The organism is Tatumella ptyseos ATCC 33301 (assembly GCF_000735525.1).
Classification (GTDB): domain Bacteria; phylum Pseudomonadota; class Gammaproteobacteria; order Enterobacterales; family Enterobacteriaceae; genus Tatumella; species Tatumella ptyseos.
Genome location: NZ_JMPR01000028.1, coordinates 13357 through 34638, shown reverse-complemented (window position 1 = coordinate 34638; position 21282 = coordinate 13357). Strand labels below are relative to the sequence as shown.

Genomic DNA, 21282 nt, shown 5'->3' with positions numbered 1-21282 from the left:
CCCTATCCCCATTAGTAAAGTTAAGACCAATCCTAAAGGGAAACTTATGCAATGGGAAGCAAGAAACCCGCAGTTAAGCGGGTTATTGGATTGCTGGTTGTTTGCTAGCTATGGGAAATCTTGCTACCGACAAGGATGGATAGTCTGTCAAAGACATCGTATGCCACTTGGAAATCTTGGTGAATCTCCTTCATCACTAGATTGCCACTCCTATCAGTGACAATAACAGAGTAATGGTACTCCTCCTTACCACCATCACCTTCAGCGAGAATTGAGGATATAGTTGCTGAAAATATATCCTCATCTACCTTGAAGCTGAAACTTGAAATCTTTTGCTCACCAATTACACATAAAGACATTTCATTACCCTCTTTCTTGCTGGCGCATCACAACTCGTTCAATTGCTGATATCTGGCGCCGGACATCTTCCATGTGATGCTGAAATGACATTAATTGGAACTGAGCAGCATCAACGTTATAACCAAGATTCTTTAACTGAATAATCAGCGCGCCCAATGGATTTGGGTTGTCCCCATCCGGTCTTAAATGGCTGGGCTTATAGCGCCAAGGTGCGGTTAATTCCTTGGGCTGGATTATGTGTCGGTAGCTATCGAAATAAGCCATCGGGTAAGACAAAGGCAAAGCCATTTGCTTATCCTGCCGTGAAAGTAACTCGCCTTCCAAAATGACAGAGTGGACATACTCAATAGCCGGCTCAATTTGTTCCGGGGTCAATTGCTCGAAGCTGCTGATCTGGAAACGCTGATGAATAAGCGCATATGCCTCCGGGTACATCATGTGCCTTTTACTGACCAGCATGTTCACGGCGTCCCGAAGCGGTGTCCTTTCTTCAGTGGTACTTTTACGAGACAACGGTTTTTCATAGCTTCCAGTTTTGCGAATTGATGGCAGTACTTCGCCTGTCACCCATTTTCGGAATTTATGGGGGACAGAGCCTTTGTTAACTGCGTCACGGCAACGGAGAACTAATGTGTACATGCCAGACTCCGAAATCACCGCAACCTCTTGATTTCCTTTAAGGGTGTAAGTTGAACTTACACCCTTTTCATCCTCATCTAGCGCTTTAAGAGACATGCGGGAGTTGCTTAACATCAATGCATCACAAACATCTTGAGCAACAAACCACGGCTCACCCTGTTTGTTAATTACTCGAATTTCGCTATCACCAAAACGGAAAATGGTGAACTCTTGGTTTTCTTTTGCTATGATTTTCATTGTTGGTTCCTTAGAAATGGCTAACAAAATTGAAACCTCATCCGTTGCCGCGGTTGGGGTTTCTTCGCTTTTACTGAATGATAAATTCACCTTTCTTCTCCATTTCCATCACTTTAGAGATCAGGTAGTCCATCATCCCCTGCGCTGACCGATAGGTTTTTTTGGCATTACTATCAACGAATTCTTTCACCTCCGGAGTCATCCGGTATGCCATAGGCTTGATATCTTTTTTCTTCTGTTCCATTATTCACCTCATGCATTTTTTAAACACAGTAACTCATGTGCGGAATTAAATATGCCGCACCATACATTATGAGTCAATGTCTTTTTAAGGTTCAACTATGAGTTTTGATAGTTCATTTCCTTTGCGTGTTGCTATGGCACGGAATTCATTAGGATTTACTCAGGCAGAGTTAGCTAAAAAAGTCGGCGTAGTGGCACGTCAGATAGCTGCCTACGAAGGAGGAGAGGCACGCCCAAGGGATAAAGCACTTCATAACCTTGCAGCGGCGCTGGGTACAACATCCGACTGGCTAGCAACTGGGTCTGGAATTGGCCCTGACGTGAAAAACGTAAGAAAGACCGTTACAGTTCCCCTCATCCCCGTTTATACAATCATTCAAGCATCTGCTGCTACTGAAGGAATAGCAGCATCATCAGCATCAGACTTCATCGCTTGCCCTGAAGGGGCTGGAGAGAACTCATTTGCGTTCATAGTTCAAGGGGACTCAATGACCTGCAATGGCCCGGTGAGTTTTCCTGACGGTACCATTATTACCATTGATCCAGACGTAAAACCTGAACATGGGGATTTTGGATTGTTTTTCCTGCGAGATTCAACTGAAGCAACATTCAAGCAGCTCGTGATAGATCAGGGTAAACATTACCTAAAAGGGCTTAATCCTGCGTGGCCTATACTCCCATGCGGTTACAACATCATTGCTATCGGTAAGGCGCTCCACGCCCAGACATATATCAACTCAAATCATGTAGTCACACACCATACACCTAAGGAAAAAAGCGATATTGAGCTCAGAATAGAAAGGTTAGAGGAGCTAATGACAAAGGCAATTGATGCTGGGATTCTGCTGGTAGAACAGAGGAACGACAAAAAGCCCTAACCCAAGAAAGCAAAAAGCCACCCGGAGGTGGCTTCATATTAGTTCGCGTTTTCACAACCAGGCTGTGAACGGTCAATCACCTGATTACCCTCAACGATGAAGCCGAACTTACCAAAGAGGAAAGAGTGATTGTACTGAGTTACTACTAAATCAGATAACGCTACAGAGCACTTATCTTTCTCGATAGCGTTGTCTATAGCTGTTTTAACGTTAGGTATTCCCAGAGGGAAAATCACAACAGGCGCTGAATCTTCACCCGTAACACGAGCACCCTTGATGAAGTGATTTGAGTTGATGTCATAGTTTTTCGTACTGCCTATCGTCAGGTCAGCAACTCGTGCACTACACCCGCTAAGTAAAGCCACACCAACAACAGCTAAAGCGAACATCTTTTTCATTATTTTGTTTCCATTTGATTGCAATCAGAAACATCTTAACAAGAAACGGATTCTCTTCAATAAAAAATACTTAACAATCAATCTTCATCACCATCTTCATCACCCTGATCTCTCGCCCATTCATCGCGGTAAACGTCATCAAGGGCGAAAATCGCCTCTTCCAATAACTCCCGGTCAATCGTTACGGGCCTTGACGTCAGGTAGGTATCAACGTCCCTGAGAGATAATGGAAGCGGTGATGCCATCATGCCGACATATTGCCTGCCGCGACTGATAGCGGCATAGGCAGACAATATCAGCGCTGACAGTTCATCAATTTCCGGCTCTTCACTTGGCTTAATACCCAGACGTTCTTCACGCCAGCGATTACGCTCACCTTCAGGCCCCGAATACCGGTTAAGCCACTTCTGAGCGGCTATTACTTTCCCACGGCATCCTGTTTTTGTTCTTCTTTACCGGCGGCAATATCTGAGCCAGCTTTGAGAATGAACCAGTAGAACTCCGGATTTTGTTGCAGGAAAATCAGTCCGGCTTCCGGCGTGTAAGGGATCGCCTGCTCTTTGCCGTCGACAACTTCACCGACACCCTCCCAGTCAAGCAACAGGTGTCCGGCACACGTTTCCAGCAGCAGATCGTCCATCGAGTCGATGTCACCCACAGAATTCAGACTAAAATCAGTGGTGCCGGCTTTAAACAGGTTGTCCAGCTTATCGATATGGCGGCGCACCAGTGCGCTGCGGGATTTGAACCCGTGACTTGATACGCTGCCGACTTTGAGTTTCAGACCCTTTACCGGCTCAATCCAGCGGGTTCCGTCAGCGTCCAGGTGTTTATTGATAATTAACATAGTGCCTCTGCGTTAAAAGGCCCGAAGCGTCACGCAGAACGCAACGGGCAAAAGGTGGGATTATTATGCTGCGGTTACGGTAACTGCAGATGTTGCAGTCACGCCGCCAGCGCTTGCTGTGATAGTGGCAGAACCTGCAGCTACGCCGGTCACGACACCGGTTGAAGGGTCGACCGTTGCAATAGTGTTATCGCTGGACGACCAGGTCACGGTGCTGTCAGTGGTATTTGACGGCGTTAGCGCTGCAGCCAGCGTGGTAGTCGACCCCACAGCCACGGATGCAGTGGTCGGCGTCACGGTGATTCCGGTGACAGCTACTGCGGCCGGTGCGCGGGTGATGGTTGGTGGAATATCAGAACCGGTGATGTTCAGTTTCACCTGAACAATGTCGGTATTGCCGCCATCAGGCCAGTCACCATCAACCTGCACAGAAGGAAAATCGAAGGTGTAAGAGCCTTCATCATTCGCAATTGTGAAGCTGAATGGCATCGCAGCACCGGTCAGCGTTTTTTTCCACGTTTCATAGGCCGATTTTGACCATGAAAGGGTAATTTGCCCGGATGGCGTGAACGTGGTCGGGATGTTCGCGCCAGCAAAGCCAGTGCCGGTACCGATACAGCGCTGCGTTTTCAGTCCGTTATCAAACTGGATATCAAAGGTATCCACACAGAAACCAGAGCCGCCAGCAATACCATTCAGGCTGATTGCCGTGACCTGTTTGAATGAGTAACGCAGTGTGCCGGCCGCATCCGTTGGTGAGTCAAAATAACTGGTGCCGTCGTCTTTATCGTTCCAGTCAAGGCCAGCCAGGGTAATAGTGGCCTGCAAATCACCATCGTTCGGGATTTCCAGCTTAAATGTGCCGACCTGGCAGCCGGTAGCAATTGACGCTACACCGATATCTGAGGCGAATGACGCCACGGAAAATGCGATGCGGTTATTCCCCATAGTCAGCACGTTATTAACCCAGTCATTGCCGAAGCATGATGCAAGGAAGTCATCATGCTGGCCGTAACGGTATTTGCAGACCACATCACCGCCGACATCAGTAGTGCCCGGAGTCTTACCGTTCGCCATGCGGGTGCCGCCGATCTCCGCGTTCTCTACCATGTTCTGAGTGGGTTTCAGACCGTTAGTGACGCGCTTTAAAAGCAGCCACGCCGGACTAGCCGGAGTGGTGCCTGGTGTTGTTTCACGGCAATATGCCGTTTGAATCTTAGCTCCAGATGACATGTTGTCTCCTGATTGGCGCTACATAGCGCGATATGGAATGGAAAGATTTAACTGCGCCCATCCGTCGGTTTCTCCGGCATCGACCGCGCTAACAGCAAAGTAATCCAGCGCACCGTCCGTCTGAAACTCGAACAATTCCCGGATAGCATCAGCGGTTTCGGTAATGAGAAGTGAGCGCGATCCGGTCGGGACGAATAACTGAATGATGATGGTCCCTGTGCGGTGAACTACAGGACCGTCGCCAATCTCAACCGCTCCGGCGATCCCGGGGAGATTTGTTAATCTGGCCCAGATGGTTTTGCCTGTCGGGTCGAAGGTAGGATCATTCGGATAGGTCACAGAACCTGCAGGCATAGCCGCCTGCGCCGTCATTCGCTTAATGACAGCGTTTCTTATTTCGGTGAGGGTCATTTGTTGGCCTGCGCTATTCCGTTAAATGCATTGGCATATATGCCGGTCGGTGCCTGCTTTGAGTGTCCGTTTTCGAGGGCCACACTGTATGGCAGGTTTGACTGGATATAGATAACTGAGAAAGGTTTGCCGGTAGCGATGACTGCATTCCCCTGCTGGATGGTGCGCGAGCCTTCTTCATCCGGACCGGCAGGCTCTGAGTAATCAGGTTCATCGACACTGACAAGGTTTGACGCCCGGAACGTACCGCCGACATAGCCGGGAGGTGGTTTACTCATCCACAGTTCGGGATTCCCGACCGGAGAGGTCATCACAATCTCATTCAGCAACTGGACGGAAATAACCCTCAGCTTTTTCCCGACATCCTCCTCAACCATTCCAGCAAACTCTGACGGGTCAAAACTCCAGCCTTTCGCCATGCTATGCCCTCCGCAACTGGATAGAATACGTGGCCTTCGCCGCATCAGTACCGACAGTGACGACCTTGTACGCCTGCTGCTTCCCTGTAACCAGATCCGGAGCCGTGATGACGTGATTCTCCGCAGGCTTATCCGTTACTTCATTTGTCAGTGCCGTGAGCTTCAGGTCACCATGCAGGATATTGACGCCATCAATGCGGCTCAGACTGTATCCCGACAGCACACCACGCCCGGAATAGGTCACCGTCTGGCTGGTCGATTCCTCTGTAACCGGATCGACTTCGCCGGCAACGACATAACTACCGGCAAACGTATTCACGGCATCACCCAGCCAGTCTGCGCTATCAAATGCCTCTGCAAGTTCTGCCTGCAAATCGTCACGCATCCCCATATCAGCCTCTCACAATCCGGATTTGCGACGTACTCAGCCCGTAGGGTTTGAGCATCGCCATTGCCAGTTGCAGGTTTGAGTCCAGCAGAGAAGCGCTATTCGCATACAGGTCAGCAAAGGTCTTTGACACACTGACGCCGTTTGCATCAACCGACTTGCTCAGGATTGCTCCGGAATCAGTCTTTTGCTGATACAGGCCGTTATTTGCAGCCGCAAGCGCCACATAAGCACCGGCAACTTTCACATCGTCAGGGATAATCAGCTCATGTGTGACCCTGTCATGCGGCAGACGTAATGAAGCGCCGTTGAGCCAGGTATTCGCCATCAGGACAGCTTTTGCTTTGGCGCTGGCATCAGCCCATGTGCTGCCGAGAGTGGTATCGACATCATCCGTCGTGATGAAGGTGATCATGATTACACCCCGACTTTCCAGCCATGTGCTTTCCAGGCCTCAACCTCTTCCGGATGCACGTCGGCCCGCGTTGGCGCACCTTCAAATGCCGGAAACTCTGTCACCATGCAGACAAATTCCTGCTGGCTTTGAGCCTTTTCAGCCTCGCGCTGCGCCCGCTGTTCTTTTGTAAGTCCGGCCATAAGCCCTCCTGTAAAAACGGTGCCGAAGCCCCAAGGTTATTGGCAGACATTAGGCCAGCAGAACGCAGCTATGCTCAGGCTTGATAGATGCCACACCCCACGCCAGGCCAACTTCATAGCGCACCTGACGGTACTGACGGTACAGCGCCACCTGGAAAGTAATGCCGGAAACCGGGTCGGTGACGTTCATCACATCATCAGCGGTATCACCACCCTGCGGCATTGCCGGAGTACGGGCAGCCAGCAGGAAGGCATTGCGGTCAAATGCCATGTTGGCAGTGAATCCGCCGATAACGGTGATTTCAGCATTATCAGCCAGAGCCTGCTGCAGGCCGGGGGCTGCCAGGGTGATGGTTGTTGCGGTCGTCGCTACTACCAAATAGGTATTATCATCTCCCGCAAATTTCACTGCATTGCCCTGCAGGATGCCGCCAGTACCGGAGTCCACCGCGATGATCACATCACCTTCGTTTTTGGCACCGTTCACCAGATAGCCTGATGCTGTTGTTGCTGCAGTTTTAGCCACACCGGCAGAGCTATGCAGGTTAAAACCTTCCAGTCTGCCGATGACGCCCTCGCGCAGAAGCTGGTCGGTGCCTGCCTCGTTTACCTTGAACAGCACAGCCTGTTTGCCACGCAGGTTAGCGACAGCCGCCGAACCAAGTACCATTTGCAGATCGGTAGTCGGTGCGCCGTTGTCTTCCAGCACCTGACGGGCTAGTGCCGCATCGGAGAGGTCTTCTTTTACGCCGAACGGTGTAGTGCCTGCTGTACCGACTGCACGGGACGAGTTCAGATACAGCGCACCAAGGTCGGCATCGACTTCGTTAGCCAGTGCGCGGAACGCCTGCTTGAACTGGTCAGCCAGAATGGTGTTGTAGGTACCGGATGGGCCGATAGCCAGTTGTTCTTCACCGTTCCATTTGACCGAGGCCATTTTAGACTTGGTGATTTGCACGTTAACACTACCAATATCCTGATCTCCGTCATTCGGTGCGGTTGCACCCGGCGTGATGTCAACAGTGGTTGCGACCGGAGCTACTGGCGCGGTGACTGACTGCCCTTTTGCCGCAGCGTCAGCTTTGGAGTTACGGGCGACAGCAGGGATAAAACCGACCTGCTCGCGTGATACGACGTCCAGAGCGGTATAGATAGTCGGGATCAACCCGGTCAGAGTGTTACTCATGTTATAAATTCCTTTCGCTTAAATTGAGGGTTGTTTGAGCTATCCAGCTCTGGCGCCAGTCCCCATCCGGGGAATGGCAAATGAGGATTAATCGACGATGGTTACGCCGTCTTTAAGTGCAGATTGCCTGCCGGTGGCGTCCAGTGAGTCAAACGCAGAGCGCTTGATGGTCTTCTGTCCGACAGCATGCTGCGAGGTCTGAGAGCCGCCGCCGTTATTGCCGCTGGCTTTCAGAATGTGGTCTTTCTGCGGGTATTGCTCGACCAGGTACTCCAGCGCTTCATCAAATCCGGCGAGTTCACCAGGCTTGGAGCGGGAGTAAACCTTGTTACCGCTGCCGTCATAGGCAACGACCTGACCGTCTTCGATTTTGAATGACTGACCAAAGCGGGCCTGAACGAAATCAGAAGGGATTGCCATCTTTTCAGAAATGAACTTGGAGCCAGCGAAACTGCCGCCGATCTTCGCGTCATAAAGCTGACCTTCCAGAGCCTTACTGCGATTTGCAGCCTCTTCCAGTTGGGCCTGAAATGACTTGGTGATCTCGGCTTTAACCTGGTCAACGGAACCGGCATCAATCAGTTTTTTCTGGTCAATTTTGGTCATCATTTCCAGAGCTTCCAGCGCTTTTGACGGGTCGCTGATGCCGGAGAACTTCGCCAGGCTGGATTCTGCTGCTTCTTTCGCTTCACGGTGAGATTTAGCCTCGCCATTCAGCGCCGAGATTTTCCCGATAGCCTGTGCAGCATCGAAGCCGATTTCTTTGCCATCTTCATGGACGTACACCGGCAAACCGTTGTTGTCGAGAGCTGCGAATTGCTGACCGTTCACTTCTACTGTTTTCAGTTTCATGCTTATACCTTTGGTTTGGTCATCCGACCGTTGCGCCACTCACCATCCGGATTGCGGCCATAAAAAAAGGCCACCGAAGTGACCCTGTTAATTGATTCCTGCTTTATCGAACGCCGTGGCGTCCCGATCCTTTAGCTGTGCAAGCGTCAGCCACTCCCCGTTATCGCTGTAGAATGCGTCCGGCTTCATGCCGCCATCCCGTATTAACCGCGCCCGTTTCTCACCCACAATCTGCTTCTGCCGGTCATATGACTGCCGGGCAAACCAGCTCTGATAATCCGTATCACCCGGCACCTGTCCGTCCATACTGGCGCGGGCTGATGGCGGGATTTCTCTGATATCAATGCCGAGTTCTGCGGCAGATTTGAGAATGTAGGTTTCAGTCGAGCGGCAGCACCAGTGAAGCTTTCCGGGCCCCTGCAGATACGGTATTTTGTGACCGATGGGCTTGTTATCCAGCGTGTACTTCAGGCGGTCACGAATGCGGCATTCCGGCGTTGTGCGGTTATCCAGCGTCGACAGCCATTGTTTGCCTTTCATGATGTCATCGTTAGCCGATGCAAAGCTGTCTCTGGCTGTTGCTGCGAGATGCCCTACCGCTGTTTTAGCGATACTGGCAGCATTTGCCCGGCTCACCTGTAAAACGCCGTCTTTGTAACCGTTATTCGCATGGCCACGGACTTTCTTCGCAATCTGCTCCGCGGTATCGCCGAGCAAAAAGCCCTGCCTGACAGTATTGCGGATTTTGGTCATCCGGTCGGCTTCCAGATTCGACGCCCACTCACTCAGCAATTGCCCCTGGAATGGCCTTGCCATTGTGGCCGCGTAAAGCGCATCCGGATGAATGCCTGTCAGCGGGTGCAATGCCAGCACCGAATCAGGTATTGCGTGGTGAAAGAGATCGAGCTGATAGCCTGCTTCATGCAAGGCAAGCTGATGGATTTCATCATTGAGGCTGGTCAGCATTGCGCTGACTGCCTGGGAGTTAACGGAGCGCACACCGCCCAGCAAAGCCTCCAGGCGCGTCACAGTGAAGTTACTCGCGCTCAGGCCATCCATTGCAACCAGTAATCGTGCCGTCAGCTCTGCGTCGCTCTCGTTGAGGATATTAACCATCCTGTTTGCGACGCCGGTCCCGAATCTGCTCACCCATATGGCGTGGGCGATGTATTCATCACGTAGCGTCTCATTGGCTGTCGTCATTGGTCATGCTCGCTATTGATTCCGGCGTCACTGGTGGCGTGGGTGCTGGCGAAGGCGCGATTGCGACCGGCAGGTTGTTAAGCTGGTCAACGACATCATTCGGGTCTGCGTCCGGATCGATGAATTTAAGCGCCTGGAGCGTCATGACGGCGTCAATTTTGCGGATAATACCGCCCTGCTCAAGAGACTGAACGGCAAGCGCCGACGGTGCATCGTAGGTCTGTGTGGAAACGTCCAGCTCAGTCCTGATGTCGACATTTCCGCCATCTTTCTCGCCAATCCACTCAGCCATAATCTGCAGAATGTTATCCAGCGCGTCTTCCAGTGAATTCGCCATGGTGTAAAGCGGCGAGTTTTCCTGCATGTGCTCGGAATGGTTCTGCTCAATAGACTTGGTGGACGTGTTCTGTGCGCGAACGAGTTTCGCCCCTGCCTGACGCATCTGGTTTTCCAGGTCGTCGAGAGAGGTTTTTCCTGCGCCGATAGCTGTTCCGGAATGCTCTGTATACTCCATGCCTTGAGTTGAGCGGTCAGAGAATTGCGTTGCACATGATGAGCCGATAGTCAGTTCCTGACCTTCCGTAAGCCCGTAGACCGATAACAGCGGAACGCGGGCAACGTGCAGGATGTTGTCCTGCTCAGACTGTGACTGCCAGTGTTTGATATTCAGGTGCGCCAGATTAAGCAATGGCGGTGCGCCGCGCATGAAGCCGGTGCGCTTGGTGTATAGCGTCACCAACGGTATATCCTGCCGGCTGGTTTCCCACTGGTCGACCATGACCCATGTTTTTGCCCCGTCATCACCCATCGGTGTCCGGTAAATCTCTACCTTCCCGGGCATGATGTGCCGGATTTGCTCAACCTTTTCCTGCCCGAAATCGTCACCTTCGACAACAACAATTTCTTTGATACGCAGATCGGTCAACACGACCTTTCCGCCCTGAATAGCAGACTGCCAGCCGATGATTTGCCGCGGGTTCAGCATGGTGACATATGGCCGTGCGCCGGATTGCTGTTCATCAGCACGGGTTTTCACCGCAGTCGGGTCAGTTTTCGGATAGTCGACAAGGGCGTGAGCCAGCCCGTACTGAAACGCGATGCTGAAGAACTGCTGCGCCCAGACATCAAGCCGGTTGCCTTCCATATCGATGTTTTCAGCAAGCGCCTGTATTTTCGGCGGTGTTGATGTGCTGAGTACAGTCGGCTCGGCGAAGATGCGGCCAATGTTCTGTTTGATTGTTTCCTCGTAGACAGGAAGAAGGGTTGCTGCACAGAGTCGCTGTTTATAGCTCTCTTTGTCTTCGTTCGGCCAGCGCGGGAGATAGATTTCACCCTGGCGGCGCATTTCCAGCGTTCCGCCCATGAGCGCATCATTGATGTCCCACGCCTCGCACATATCGTTGTAGTCGAGATTGGGTGTAGAAATATCTGCCATGGTTTACATCCGGAGTTGAGTTACTTTGCCAGTTGGCTTGATGATCGGGAATCGCTTCACAATGAAATAACCGCCTGCATCATTCGTATGGTCAAATCCCGCCGTTTTGTCAGGCTCGCCGCTGGGTGACCAAATCTGCTGCTCCAGTGATTCCGCGTACACAGGGCACCTGTCGGCATTTATGCGGTACCGGCGATCACCTTCGGCATTCAGCAGCATTGCATTCACTGAATTCACCCTGTCTTTAACTGACGGGTTTGTGCCGTTTACGTGGACGGTAAAGCCAGCGGTGCGTAACAGGCTGAGGTCTGTTTCCGAGGCATTGACTGATTTGCGACTGTTGCCGCTGGCGTCTGGATAGACATGCACCCTATTAGCCGGGAACCGGTTTTGCAGCGTCTTAATCACGTCAGGCGTATCGTAGCCGCTCGTAATTTCATCCACTGCATGAGGCAGTTCGCCACGCAGGACATGGACAATCGCCGACATCTTGCCGACGTTGAAGTCCATGCCGACATGAATCGGTTCATTACCGCTGACCACTTCGCTGCTGCCATTCAGCTTGCGGTCATAACAGTGATATACCGTGCCGCTGGTCAGGTTGACGAAATCGCCGTTCAGATACGCCTCGATTAACTGCGCAGGATAAGAGCTGCGCAATGTGTCGGCGTAATCCGGCGGCAGAAACGGGTTGCTGTAGGTGCTGGCCTGAACCATCTCGTAACCAGGCTTCGGGTTGCGCTTCCACGTCTTGTACACGAACCGGAAACCTTCCGGCGTGGTGTAGACGCTTACCCGGTTGAACGGGTCAGGTAATCCGTTAGGTCGCTGACGGTTACGGGCAATGACCTTAATCCACACATCAGTGGCGTGCTGCTCTTTCAGTGTGTCTATTTCGTCAATGTGGCTGCGGTAAGACTCATAACCGACGATACGCGCCGGGTTATCCAGCGTGCGCAGAACAAAGTCACCAATGCCCGGTGACGCGGTGTAAATGATGTTCTCTGATTTGTTGTACTTGTACCGGACGCCGTACTCACTGAGCTTATCCTCCATGCGAGGCGCGAGGATTAAGCGAATCAGGTCGTAGGTGGGTTCATACATCGCTATCAGTGCGTCAGATGAATGGCTGGCGTCACGGAACGCGCTCACCGCCATAGTTTCCGTCTTACCGGTACCGAAGCCACCGACAAAGGCCGGATATTTGCACTGAAGGTTAAAAAACTTACCCTGTGGTGGCGTCAGGGTCGTTCTGATTATTCTCCCCGACAATTACCACCTCCATTCGTGTTATCGGCTGGTCACTTCCCTGCGCACTGATTTCCTTGCGCAGTTTTTCAATCTCAAGCTGCCTGCGTTCCAGCTCAAGCTGCTGTAGTTTTTGCGCAATCTCGCTATCAGACAGGCCCATCCGTTTGATGATGGCTTCAAACATCTTTTCACGGCTGATGCTGACAACCTCGATACCGCCTTTAGTCACCTTTGTGCCGGAGTAAGCCAGCCGAGCTATTGGGGATAGCTTGCGGGTGTCCTGCATATAAACGCGCCCCACGCCTTCGCCGCTACAAACAGGGCAATCGGGGTTAGCGTCAATGGTGCGGTTGTAGTCGAGACCGCCGGAATCATCAGGCGGTGCTTTGCCTTGGCGTTCGGCTTTATCTTCAGCCTGCCGGTATTCGAATTCGGTCCACTGGTATTTATGGTCGATGCCCCAGCAGTGACGGCAGCAGCCACGGCGATATTGCGATAGCTCGTTGGCGTCAAAGGTTGCTAATTGCCACATCTGTGAAAGGATTTCATCAGCAGTGCCGATGGTTCGTGCGAGGGATTTTTTCTGCTGTTCGGCGATGGCTTTGGCGACGCTAACCTTTGCTAACAGTCTCGCACCTTGCTCATTCGCTGTTTTCTTACTGTACCCAGCCCGAATAGCAGCCTGTGTTGCATTGCTGTCTTTCAGATACTCCGCAACAAATATCTGCTGCTTACTGGTCAGTTCATCGCTGTCTGTCAGCTTTTCTGCGCATTCCTGCTTTTGCGCACTGCGCGTTTTACGCTGCGCACCTTTTTGCGCACTCTGCGCAGGTTTCTTTATGTATCGGCGAGCAGTTGCATAGTTCAGCCCCTGCGACTCACACCACTCTTTCGGTGATACGCCGGATTCGGCATGTTCGGACAGGAACCGATCTTGAAGCTCGCTCCAATCCGGCTTTGCCATGATATTTCTCTTTAGTTTTGTTTATGGATGATCAACAGTAATGATGCTAAACGATGATATGCGTGCATAGCTTCCGAATCCATGAGTTACTCTCGACAGAACATTCGTGTTTGTCGGTGACTGCCATATTACCTTTATAAATAAGGATTTTTTATGTCAACAAAGGCTCGCTCACCAAAATTCGATATTGGAGAAATTGTCTATCTAGTTGCTGGCGGCCCTGGAATGGCCATTCAGCGCCCAATAGTAAATGGTCACGACGAATTTACAGGTGAATACTATTGCCAGTGGTTCGCTGGTAGAAAAAGTGAACAGTCAAGATTCCCTGAGGAGTCATTAACTAAAAAAAACCCAAAGCCATAAACCCAAGCGCGCCAAAATTATCTATTGACGATGTATCAAATTGGATGATGAGCAAGTTAAATAAGGACAAATGTCTCTATCAGCAAGAGGTTGTAGATTACTTGGTTAAGGGCGCTCAGGAGTTACACCTGAAAGAAAATGCTGACGGTAACCAAGCTTTATCTGCAAAGGTCATCAATAAGTTTCGCGTTGATAGCGGCAATGATGTTGTTTGGGTTAAAGCTGATAGATACTGGCGTTATCGAGTTCATGAAGATGAAGACGGTAGGGAAGCCAGAGGTTAAATAAATCACACTTCCATATACTCATAAATAAGGATTTAGAATGTCCACTGTCCAAGGTATTACCTATGAGCATTCACAACACATTAAATTTGTAGCGCTGATAAACAATGGTAAGAACGTAGTTTCTGATAATTTTGAGGAATTCGTAACCCATGTTTCAGCAGCGTCAGGACTTGGGACTTTATCAGTAAGAGAGTCTGCTGAGATTTTTTATGGCCCACAACCTAAGCCACAAGTTCAATCTTTAATATGAATCAATGCCCGAGAGCCGTTGTGAGAGTGGCTCTCGGGTTGGTTTCAGTGAGCCATGCCAGGGAGATACAATTGCACTTCCTGAATAACCCGCTCACGCGCTGTATGTAGTAGCTGCTTTCTTCCACCAATACCCCATCGGGCCATTTTGCTTGCGCACTGGCTTACCTCTCGGGTTTCCCGGTTGATCACAGCATCGATACGGTTTAACCGGTTGAGTGCGTCCAAGCCGTTCCGTATTACAGCCTGGAACGTCTGATAAACCTTGATCTCGAATTTTGCGGACAGCCACGCAGCATATCGAATAGCGATTAGCTCTAATCCCCATACGCCATGGTTATGGCCGCCGTTGATGATCTTGAGCGCCGCTACGTTTGTAGCTGCGGTCAATTCGTGAGCGAAAGACTTTATCTTTGCTGCTTTAGCAAAGTTGCTGGGTCTTTGTGATTCAGTCGCCTCGCCGTTAGCTACTGCGGCAGCGTGTAAATCGTTCAGGTTATATCGCCCTTCTTCGTCTACACGAACAGAGATCCCATTAACTTTTACTGTTGGATAGTTCATATCGCTATTACCTTTTGGTGATAGAGCCTGTTCTCGTAGATAGAAGCAGCCCAAGAGTGGTCAGCGATAACCGCCGCTTAATCTCAAGCTCTATCCCGAAAGGACTCCTGGTTAATATAAGCGCACGAGAATGCGCCAATAAAAAAGCCCACCTTTTGCGGGCGGGCTTAGGATGGGAAGTTCGTTAAATGCGGCAAAATGGAAACAAGCTTTTTTTTGATTTTTTTATAACCACAATCGAGGCCACCGTAATGGCCTCTGTTCTGATTACAGGAACTTATCTTTCAGAGCGACCAGATCGGCTTCGGCTTCTTCGCCGAGGACTTCCAGGCCGTGCTCAACAAATTCGACGAAAGCGTCAAACTTGGCTTTAGCCTGCTCCAGTGGAGAACTGGTTGAGGTGGTGTCTGCAACCTGCGCGCCACTACCACTATTTAGACTTCCGGTATCTGCTGGCTGTGCTGCTTCGTTCGCTACAGACTGAGCGGCGGCTGGTTGTGCTGCTTCTGGTTGCACTACTGATTGATCTGACATTTTCTCTTTCTCTCGGTTAAAAAGGCTTTTCAGCCAGGTGATGAATTTCATTTCGTGATTTCCCTGATATAAGCCTGCAGGCCGTTAATCTGTGCAGTGGCCTGATTCAGTTGGCTCCGGAGGGTGTAATAATCTTGTCGAGCGTCTGGACTGAGCTCGGCGCTGGTTGCATTAGTGCGGCTGGCGGTGCCGGAGGTTTTGGACACTCCGACTGGACAGACTGCTTTGATGCGCAGCCGGACAGCACCAGAGTCAACGCTGTTGCGCAGAGAACTGATTTCATCGTCTTTCTCCTTGATAGTTGTCTGGTACTGGTTGTCGATGTCAGACACAGATTTCTGCTGTTCCTGCATCGCGGTGATGGTCTTTAGTCGGGAGTCTGCCAGTGCGGATTGCTGCTGTGACTTCTCTTTCCATGATTCGGCAGAGTATCGGTAGTGATCCACAAGACTTGTGAGGCTCAGAGATATGCCAGCAAGGATAGTGATGACCACATACCGCCAATTCTCGAATAACCAAATCATTGAGCACCCCACATACAGACTTCACGCTCAACCTGCCGGCGGTTCATCAGACCTGTGGACTTTTCTTTGCCGATATATACCCAACGGGTGAGTGAATTACATGCCTGCGTGTAGTGGCCAGCATTAAGCTCGCGCAGTAATGATGACCGGGAGAAGTTACCGGCTCCCACGTTAAACACGAAACTGGTCAGAGCCGCCTCCTGCATTTCGTCCATCGGAACTTTTACCAGACGGGTGACCGACCGATTAGCTATGGCGATGTCCGAAGACAGGAAGGCATTGCACTGAGAATCTGTGTAGGTGCGTCCGGGGATGACGTCGGGACCGGTGTGTCCTTTGCAGACAGTCCAGACTCCGCCGCCGTCCCGGTACGGGGTGTGCTCTATACCCTCCTGGCTACTAACCAGAACCGAGGCAATGGCAATAACACCTCCACCGGCGGCCGCAATCAGCTTCTTCCTGAGTGAAAGTGATATGGCCATGGTCAGTCTTCCTGTGGCGGGGTAATAATTCCCCTTTGTAGTGCGGACTCATACGATCTGGTCTGGCGGAGCTTGAAATACATATTGGTGAGGCAAGTAACGATACCGATGATGAAGCCACCGATAACCGCAATGGTGTTCCAGTTCAGGTGTTGTAACCATTGCAAAATACCGCCTCCACATATCAGCCCACCCGAGACGCAATAGCTGGCCGCCGAAGCAACTTTGTCGGGCATGTTTGTGATCTTCATAGGTTCACCTCCGTGATTACGGAACGGTGTTGTGTGTAGGGGATTCACCCGCTGCCGTTAACGCTTCAGTTCAGAGAGGATATTTAACGGGTCGTCGATTGGCAGAGGGTGAAATTCGGGCATAAAAAAGGCCCTGCCGTAGCAGAGCCTGGATGATATTTACGGATACCGCAGTTTCGAACTGTCCGTTCAGTTCCTCATGACCGATCAGCGGCTTTCGTTGCCACCGAGGGGTGATCTCTCTGTGGCGCAGGCACAAAAAAGCCCCGCGGTTAGGCGAGGCTTCTTGTCAGACAATCACGTTAATAACGAACGGATTTCTAGTATTAGAGCCATGATATTCTAACTTCCGTCATTTTTCAATAGGCAATCGATACCTAAGGCAAACTTACCCAGTAACTTCCGCCAAGTTATCATTTGCCTCTGATTCTTTCCTTTCCAACTCCGTTATCAGTGATTCATAAAATGGCTTGAGCGCCTTATCCCATACGCCGGGTGAAATCGAGTCAGTGAATTTACTGATGGCTCGATAGCATGAAACCGCTGGCAGTCGTTCATACCCACGGCCAGAGCACTGCTTGCACGATGCCATTACCGGAACACCTTGCGCCTCAGTCTCCTTCCTGTTTAGCGCCATTCCTCGACCGCGGCACTTAATACACGCAGTTGAGATGACGCCACGACCGCCACACTTCGAGCACAATTCCTCGACTGACTCCTCAGCCACCCTTTGTGGCGTCGATTCCCCACAGCCAGGGTGTTTAACTACCACCCTAACCTTTCGCACCACTCGCTTACCGGCGCAGCATGGGCAGGTTGCAGTACTGGCCGCAGATCGGCAATAGTCCCGATATGCGAAAGTTGCGAGTGTTTGCACCACTTTTCCCTTAACCTTGGTTTCAAGCTTGCGTAAGGCGGCCACCTTATCGCAGTGCTTTAATCCGTGTTGTGTCAGTAACTGAATAGCCTTTCGTTTGTCGTTCTCACTCAGATCCATTTTGCCGCTGAAAGCTGTGAATCCGAGTGCAGAGCGACTCTGTACCATTCCGAACGCTCCCATAACATCAGTACCGGTTAAGGCCTCTGATGCGGTTGCCCGTGGGGAGTCGGTGAATTGCGGGGATTTGGGGCTGTGAAATTTAACGGCGTTTTCGAGATTCATTAATCCTCCGCTTACTGCCAGGCTGTGCCGGGTAGCTGTGTGATATTTTGTAGTGGGCTGTCGGGGTGATCGGGGTGAAGTGGTTGAGGATTCGGGTTAGCCAAGTCATGAGGATGCACCGACTAATTTGGGGCCCTGGTATTCGCCGTATAAAGGCTGCCTCGGATTGGCTTTGGTGCCGCGATGTGTAACTTTCTCACCAAACAGTGCCTGCTCAACAGACATGCCGTCTTTTATCCTCCTGATGATGGTTGCCCCTGAAACCCTCACCCCTGGCTCTCTCGCCCACTCCGTCGGTGTCTTTGTAACCCCCTTAAAAGTTATTGCATGTCTGCGCTTTACTGTGTGCTGAGGTATATGCACTCTCGCTCTCATTGTGTTGCATGCCCTGCACAAAGCCCTTAGATTCTCCGGGTCATTGTTATCTACTGAGTCGTCAATATGGTCGATGTGTACGGTTTTCCAATTAATTGATTTTCCACATAATTGGCAGGGTGGAATGTTTTCACCATATTGGTCATAAACTACTTTTCTGTGCTCGTATACAGAGCCGTTTGCCATCGCAAGTGGGTGGTCAGGGAGGAAAAGCATCTGATACCCCTTAGCGTTTTGAGACCGTTCCTTGCGCTTTCCGACAGTAGTAAGTTCATATGTTCCATATCGCATCATTCTGAAGTAGTGCTTTTGACAGACCTGCTGCGCTTTATAGATGCTCTCTCGCTCACACCCTTCAATCTTGCATTTCATGCTGCCTCCGAGTGTATTTTTCGCAGTTTTTCGTAATGACGGGCCCGGCGCGTGAATAGTGATTTCACTCGCTTCAAATAGTCGATATCGAATTTTCGTGGTGTATTGTCAGACTCCAGCCTCTCAACCCTCTCCAAGCCAATGCGCTGGACAAGTCGAATCCTGAACTCAACAGCATTTCCACTTAACTGGCGGTTGCACCTGGTGCAAGCTGCGTGGACATTAAAGACATTGAACCGATGTTGAGATGCGGCACCTCGGGACCGGTAATGGCTTGCATCGACTGCGCTCCCGGTGAGGTAATTACCTGACCAGGATAGAATGCACCCGCAACTCGCACACTCCTTGCCAAAATCTCGCCACCTTACGTACCTGTTAAATGCCACCTGAGCCTCCCGACTCCACTCTGGAATACCCTTGAGCGCTGCTTTCCGTTCCCGGTGCGCTTTCCGATCGGCAATAGCCTGCCGCTCAGCCTGTTTGGCTGATTGGTGCTTGCTGTATTGAATTGCGCAGGAGGTTGAGCAGACGACTTGAGTGGTGGTGCGGGGGAAGTATTTCGATTTACAGTGGCGGCAGGTTTTCGGTTTCGGCTTCTTCTGCCTGACCATCATCACCTCCCAGGTCGTAAAAGTTAGGGCTCTTTGCGCTGTATAGTTCCTCACAGGTATCGCAGAGTTGGTTATCAGTGGCCGGGAAGCCACAGGCTGTGCAAGGCGTCTCCGCCAGACTGTCGAGAAATGCCCCGATAAACTCAGCCGCTACTTGCGGGACGATGGCATTGCCGTAACCGCGCAGGCGTCCCACTCTGGCGGGAATCCCATTAGCCAGCGGGAATGTGCCGGATTCAACTGGCCTAAAATATCCATCCCTGCCGCTGAGCCAATCAGGGTCTGACCAGTTATTGCGAGGATTCTGATGGGCTTGTCTATTAGTCGAACCGCGCCGCCCAGCGTCGTCCCGCGAGACGTTCCTACAGCTTTTCCCTCCCCGCGAACCTGCGGGTTGTCGATTGTTGTTGGTGTCGGCCATGCCGCCATTGATGCCGCCGTCTGTAAATTCATGCCCCCCTGTCGCCCCGACGTTCCCGGGCCAGTGCCGTTGTTTGCTGTCGGCGTGGGCCACGAACAAAGAGCTGCCGCCCAGCCCACTTTGTTTGGCTTTTTCCTGCCATCCTTGCAGCTTTGCATTCTCACTCCATTGGTTATTGCTGACACTGCCGGAGTGGGCCAGTCGATTAACTGCCCCAAAGAAAAGTCGATCCCTTTTGTGCGGGGCACCGACGCTGCACGCTGGCAATACTGCCGACCCGCAGGCGTAGCCTTGTCTTTCCAGCTCAGTGAATAAATCATCGAGCCAGTGTTTTCTAATCGCTGCCGCAACTTGTTCGCCAAAGAGGATTGAAGGTTTGCACTGCTCAACGAGCCGCATGAATGTGGGGGCAAGGTGGCGATCGTCGAGTTGTCCGAGTTGCTTTCCTGCGATACTGAAGGGCTGGCACGGTGGTGATCCTGTCCAGCACGGGTAATCATCGGGGATACCTGCAAGACGCAGTGCATATGACCATCCACCAATGCCAGCGAAGAAGTGACATTGAGTGAATCCGGTAAGGTCTTCAGGTCTGACATCTGTAATGCTCCTTTCATCAACCACGCCATGTGCGATGTGGCCTTGTTTAATTAATTCCCTAAGCCAGGCAGCAGCCTTGGGGTCGAATTCGTTGTAATACGCGGTCATATACGCCTCATCCTCATGCAGTCATATTTCCGTTTACGCAATAGCCGGACGGCATCATAGGTTTCGACCTCTGAGGCTATCGGTATCGGCTTGGGTTTATTGCGGGAGAGTTTTGTGGGACGAAATATCAGGTTATCGATGGCTAGTTGTGTCGGGCTACGCTTCATCACCACCTCTCACATATTCAGGCCAGTGCTTGAGTAATACCCTTTTCGGCACTGTGAGGCTTAATTTCATTTCCTGAGCTTTACGTACAACAGAGTTCTCAGTGCGTTTGAGTGACTTGCAGATAACCGGTATCGGCACCTTGCCGGCCACTCGCACGATGTAGTCGAGTTCATCCTGATTGTAATGTTTCCAAGTTCTCATTCGTCCTGCTTCCTCTGTAATTCCCGGTACTCGCTGTTATCCGGCACGGTGAGCAGGCAGCCAATGCTGCGGGCCCAGCCCTCTACCCTGCTCAGGTAGTCGTGCATTTCGCCGGTATCGAGTCGGGATGTGTGTCTGAGTGTTTGGATTACTGTTCGCTCTCCGGTTATCACATCCACCCTTTCAGTCTCTTCGTACCCCAGGTAGGTATGTTTCATCGCGTCTTTCACCCATTCAGCAGACGCAAAGGGACGACCGTGAGCGATGAGATATCGGCTCATTTCGGCGTACCACAAATGCTGAATACTGTTCTGTGAAAGGCTGCGACGTTCTCGCCATGGCTCGACCTTGAGGCGGAAGCTGTTACCAGACTGGAGTAGTTCTGAGAGTTGCTGGCCTATGGCCTGAAAGTTGGTGGTGTGTAACCGGATGCCGTCTTTGGGATGTTCATGGTTCTCCCCGTGTTCAGGCACAA

33 protein-coding genes and 1 pseudogene are annotated in these 21282 nt (G+C 51.3%); 4 read left to right on the top strand and 30 right to left on the bottom strand.

Going from position 1 to position 21282, the window contains the following annotated elements:
• Window positions 1–363: 363 nt before the first annotated feature.
• On the bottom strand, window positions 364–1236 hold the full coding sequence (locus GTPT_RS07975; RefSeq protein ID WP_051170692.1) for a BRO-N domain-containing protein: 873 nt from the start codon (window positions 1234–1236) through the stop codon (window positions 364–366).
• 70 nt (window positions 1237–1306) lie between these two features.
• Window positions 1307–1480, bottom strand: coding sequence for a hypothetical protein (locus tag GTPT_RS17465; RefSeq protein WP_156022676.1), 174 nt, complete (start codon window positions 1478–1480; stop codon window positions 1307–1309).
• Between the two features lie 97 nt (window positions 1481–1577).
• Here GTPT_RS17465 and GTPT_RS07970 point away from each other — a divergent pair, with 97 nt between their 5' ends.
• Window positions 1578–2357, top strand: coding sequence for a LexA family protein (locus GTPT_RS07970; RefSeq protein ID WP_051170691.1), 780 nt, complete (start codon window positions 1578–1580; stop codon window positions 2355–2357).
• Between the two features lie 38 nt (window positions 2358–2395).
• Here the strand turns inward: GTPT_RS07970 and GTPT_RS07965 are convergent, their stop codons facing one another.
• From GTPT_RS07965 to GTPT_RS07895, 16 genes and pseudogenes are all read right to left on the bottom strand, one after another.
• Window positions 2396–2755: a hypothetical protein gene (locus GTPT_RS07965; protein ID WP_025901396.1), complete on the bottom strand. Its 360-nt coding sequence runs from the start codon at window positions 2753–2755 to the stop codon at window positions 2396–2398.
• A gap of 77 nt (window positions 2756–2832) precedes the next feature.
• Window positions 2833–3003, bottom strand: coding sequence for a hypothetical protein (locus GTPT_RS17650; RefSeq protein WP_162832845.1), 171 nt, complete (start codon window positions 3001–3003; stop codon window positions 2833–2835).
• Window positions 3004–3173: 170 nt separating this feature from the next.
• Window positions 3174–3602 (bottom strand): hypothetical protein, encoded by a 429-nt coding sequence (locus GTPT_RS07955; RefSeq protein ID WP_029989445.1) that lies wholly within the window; start codon window positions 3600–3602, stop codon window positions 3174–3176.
• A gap of 63 nt (window positions 3603–3665) precedes the next feature.
• The gene (locus tag GTPT_RS17970) at window positions 3666–3905 is read right to left on the bottom strand and encodes an Ig-like domain-containing protein (RefSeq protein WP_342341866.1); all 240 of its coding nucleotides are present in this window, start codon (window positions 3903–3905) and stop codon (window positions 3666–3668) included.
• A 12-nt stretch (window positions 3906–3917) separates the two neighbouring features.
• Window positions 3918–4835: pseudogene (locus GTPT_RS07950) on the bottom strand (phage tail tube protein); the annotation flags it as partial.
• Between the two features lie 18 nt (window positions 4836–4853).
• A complete protein-coding gene (locus tag GTPT_RS07945; protein WP_029989441.1) occupies window positions 4854–5246 on the bottom strand; it encodes a phage tail terminator-like protein in 393 nt (130 codons plus the stop codon).
• Window positions 5243–5665, bottom strand: coding sequence for a hypothetical protein (locus GTPT_RS07940; protein ID WP_029989439.1), 423 nt, complete (start codon window positions 5663–5665; stop codon window positions 5243–5245). Before GTPT_RS07940 ends, GTPT_RS07945 begins: the two co-directional genes overlap by 4 nt.
• A gap of 1 nt (window position 5666) precedes the next feature.
• The gene (locus GTPT_RS07935; RefSeq protein WP_029989437.1) at window positions 5667–6056 is read right to left on the bottom strand and encodes a hypothetical protein; all 390 of its coding nucleotides are present in this window, start codon (window positions 6054–6056) and stop codon (window positions 5667–5669) included.
• Window position 6057: 1 nt separating this feature from the next.
• Window positions 6058–6468: a hypothetical protein gene (locus GTPT_RS07930; RefSeq protein WP_025901402.1), complete on the bottom strand. Its 411-nt coding sequence runs from the start codon at window positions 6466–6468 to the stop codon at window positions 6058–6060.
• 2 nt (window positions 6469–6470) lie between these two features.
• Window positions 6471–6650, bottom strand: coding sequence for a hypothetical protein (locus tag GTPT_RS07925; protein WP_025901403.1), 180 nt, complete (start codon window positions 6648–6650; stop codon window positions 6471–6473).
• 49 nt (window positions 6651–6699) lie between these two features.
• Window positions 6700–7836: a major capsid protein gene (locus tag GTPT_RS07920; RefSeq protein ID WP_029989435.1), complete on the bottom strand. Its 1137-nt coding sequence runs from the start codon at window positions 7834–7836 to the stop codon at window positions 6700–6702.
• A gap of 87 nt (window positions 7837–7923) precedes the next feature.
• Window positions 7924–8688 (bottom strand): DUF6651 domain-containing protein, encoded by a 765-nt coding sequence (locus tag GTPT_RS07915; protein WP_029989433.1) that lies wholly within the window; start codon window positions 8686–8688, stop codon window positions 7924–7926.
• A gap of 87 nt (window positions 8689–8775) precedes the next feature.
• Window positions 8776–9891 carry a phage minor head protein gene (locus tag GTPT_RS07910; RefSeq protein ID WP_029989431.1) on the bottom strand — a complete coding sequence of 372 codons (1116 nt, stop codon included), beginning with the start codon at window positions 9889–9891 and terminating at the stop codon, window positions 8776–8778.
• On the bottom strand, window positions 9875–11326 hold the full coding sequence (locus GTPT_RS07905) for a DUF4055 domain-containing protein (protein WP_051170690.1): 1452 nt from the start codon (window positions 11324–11326) through the stop codon (window positions 9875–9877). Before GTPT_RS07905 ends, GTPT_RS07910 begins: the two co-directional genes overlap by 17 nt.
• A gap of 3 nt (window positions 11327–11329) precedes the next feature.
• Window positions 11330–12598 (bottom strand): terminase large subunit domain-containing protein, encoded by a 1269-nt coding sequence (locus GTPT_RS07900; protein WP_280513339.1) that lies wholly within the window; start codon window positions 12596–12598, stop codon window positions 11330–11332.
• Window positions 12552–13541 (bottom strand): terminase small subunit, encoded by a 990-nt coding sequence (locus tag GTPT_RS07895; RefSeq protein ID WP_051170689.1) that lies wholly within the window; start codon window positions 13539–13541, stop codon window positions 12552–12554. The genes GTPT_RS07900 and GTPT_RS07895 overlap by 47 nt, the downstream gene beginning before the upstream one ends.
• Window positions 13542–13694: 153 nt before the next feature.
• On the opposite strand from GTPT_RS07895, the gene GTPT_RS17005 reads away from it, so the two are divergent.
• From GTPT_RS17005 to GTPT_RS17460, 3 genes are read left to right on the top strand one after another with little or no spacing between them, the layout of a single operon-like run.
• Entirely contained in the window at window positions 13695–13904 is a 210-nt protein-coding gene (locus tag GTPT_RS17005; protein WP_029989425.1) for a DUF2158 domain-containing protein, read from the top strand.
• Between the two features lie 23 nt (window positions 13905–13927).
• Window positions 13928–14188 carry a DUF6953 family protein gene (locus tag GTPT_RS17000; RefSeq protein ID WP_425314959.1) on the top strand — a complete coding sequence of 87 codons (261 nt, stop codon included), beginning with the start codon at window positions 13928–13930 and terminating at the stop codon, window positions 14186–14188.
• Window positions 14189–14228: 40 nt separating this feature from the next.
• Window positions 14229–14441 carry a hypothetical protein gene (locus GTPT_RS17460; RefSeq protein ID WP_145959590.1) on the top strand — a complete coding sequence of 71 codons (213 nt, stop codon included), beginning with the start codon at window positions 14229–14231 and terminating at the stop codon, window positions 14439–14441.
• Between the two features lie 44 nt (window positions 14442–14485).
• Here the strand turns inward: GTPT_RS17460 and GTPT_RS07890 are convergent, their stop codons facing one another.
• From GTPT_RS07890 to GTPT_RS07850, 12 genes are all read right to left on the bottom strand, one after another.
• On the bottom strand, window positions 14486–15001 hold the full coding sequence (locus GTPT_RS07890) for a KilA-N domain-containing protein (RefSeq protein ID WP_029989424.1): 516 nt from the start codon (window positions 14999–15001) through the stop codon (window positions 14486–14488).
• 267 nt (window positions 15002–15268) lie between these two features.
• Window positions 15269–15586 (bottom strand): hypothetical protein, encoded by a 318-nt coding sequence (locus tag GTPT_RS07885; RefSeq protein ID WP_241964836.1) that lies wholly within the window; start codon window positions 15584–15586, stop codon window positions 15269–15271.
• Window positions 15583–16059 carry a lysis protein gene (locus GTPT_RS17455; protein WP_051170688.1) on the bottom strand — a complete coding sequence of 159 codons (477 nt, stop codon included), beginning with the start codon at window positions 16057–16059 and terminating at the stop codon, window positions 15583–15585. Before GTPT_RS17455 ends, GTPT_RS07885 begins: the two co-directional genes overlap by 4 nt.
• Entirely contained in the window at window positions 16056–16535 is a 480-nt protein-coding gene (locus GTPT_RS07880) for a lysozyme (protein ID WP_168091275.1), read from the bottom strand. Before GTPT_RS07880 ends, GTPT_RS17455 begins: the two co-directional genes overlap by 4 nt.
• A gap of 8 nt (window positions 16536–16543) precedes the next feature.
• Window positions 16544–16792 carry a phage holin gene (locus tag GTPT_RS07875; RefSeq protein ID WP_197709855.1) on the bottom strand — a complete coding sequence of 83 codons (249 nt, stop codon included), beginning with the start codon at window positions 16790–16792 and terminating at the stop codon, window positions 16544–16546.
• Window positions 16793–17180: 388 nt separating this feature from the next.
• Window positions 17181–17954 (bottom strand): antitermination protein Q, encoded by a 774-nt coding sequence (locus tag GTPT_RS07870; protein WP_029989421.1) that lies wholly within the window; start codon window positions 17952–17954, stop codon window positions 17181–17183.
• A 105-nt stretch (window positions 17955–18059) separates the two neighbouring features.
• Window positions 18060–18701: an HNH endonuclease signature motif containing protein gene (locus tag GTPT_RS07865; protein ID WP_029989420.1), complete on the bottom strand. Its 642-nt coding sequence runs from the start codon at window positions 18699–18701 to the stop codon at window positions 18060–18062.
• The gene (locus GTPT_RS16990) at window positions 18698–19312 is read right to left on the bottom strand and encodes a recombination protein NinG (protein WP_029989419.1); all 615 of its coding nucleotides are present in this window, start codon (window positions 19310–19312) and stop codon (window positions 18698–18700) included. Before GTPT_RS16990 ends, GTPT_RS07865 begins: the two co-directional genes overlap by 4 nt.
• Entirely contained in the window at window positions 19266–20438 is a 1173-nt protein-coding gene (locus tag GTPT_RS07860; RefSeq protein WP_051170687.1) for a DNA cytosine methyltransferase, read from the bottom strand. The genes GTPT_RS16990 and GTPT_RS07860 overlap by 47 nt, the downstream gene beginning before the upstream one ends.
• A complete protein-coding gene (locus GTPT_RS17450; RefSeq protein ID WP_111678615.1) occupies window positions 20435–20605 on the bottom strand; it encodes a NinE family protein in 171 nt (56 codons plus the stop codon). The genes GTPT_RS07860 and GTPT_RS17450 overlap by 4 nt, the downstream gene beginning before the upstream one ends.
• Window positions 20595–20807, bottom strand: coding sequence for a hypothetical protein (locus GTPT_RS07855; RefSeq protein WP_025903250.1), 213 nt, complete (start codon window positions 20805–20807; stop codon window positions 20595–20597). The genes GTPT_RS17450 and GTPT_RS07855 overlap by 11 nt, the downstream gene beginning before the upstream one ends.
• Entirely contained in the window at window positions 20804–21280 is a 477-nt protein-coding gene (locus GTPT_RS07850) for a YbcN family protein (protein ID WP_029989417.1), read from the bottom strand. The genes GTPT_RS07855 and GTPT_RS07850 overlap by 4 nt, the downstream gene beginning before the upstream one ends.
• Window positions 21281–21282 lie beyond the last annotated feature (2 nt).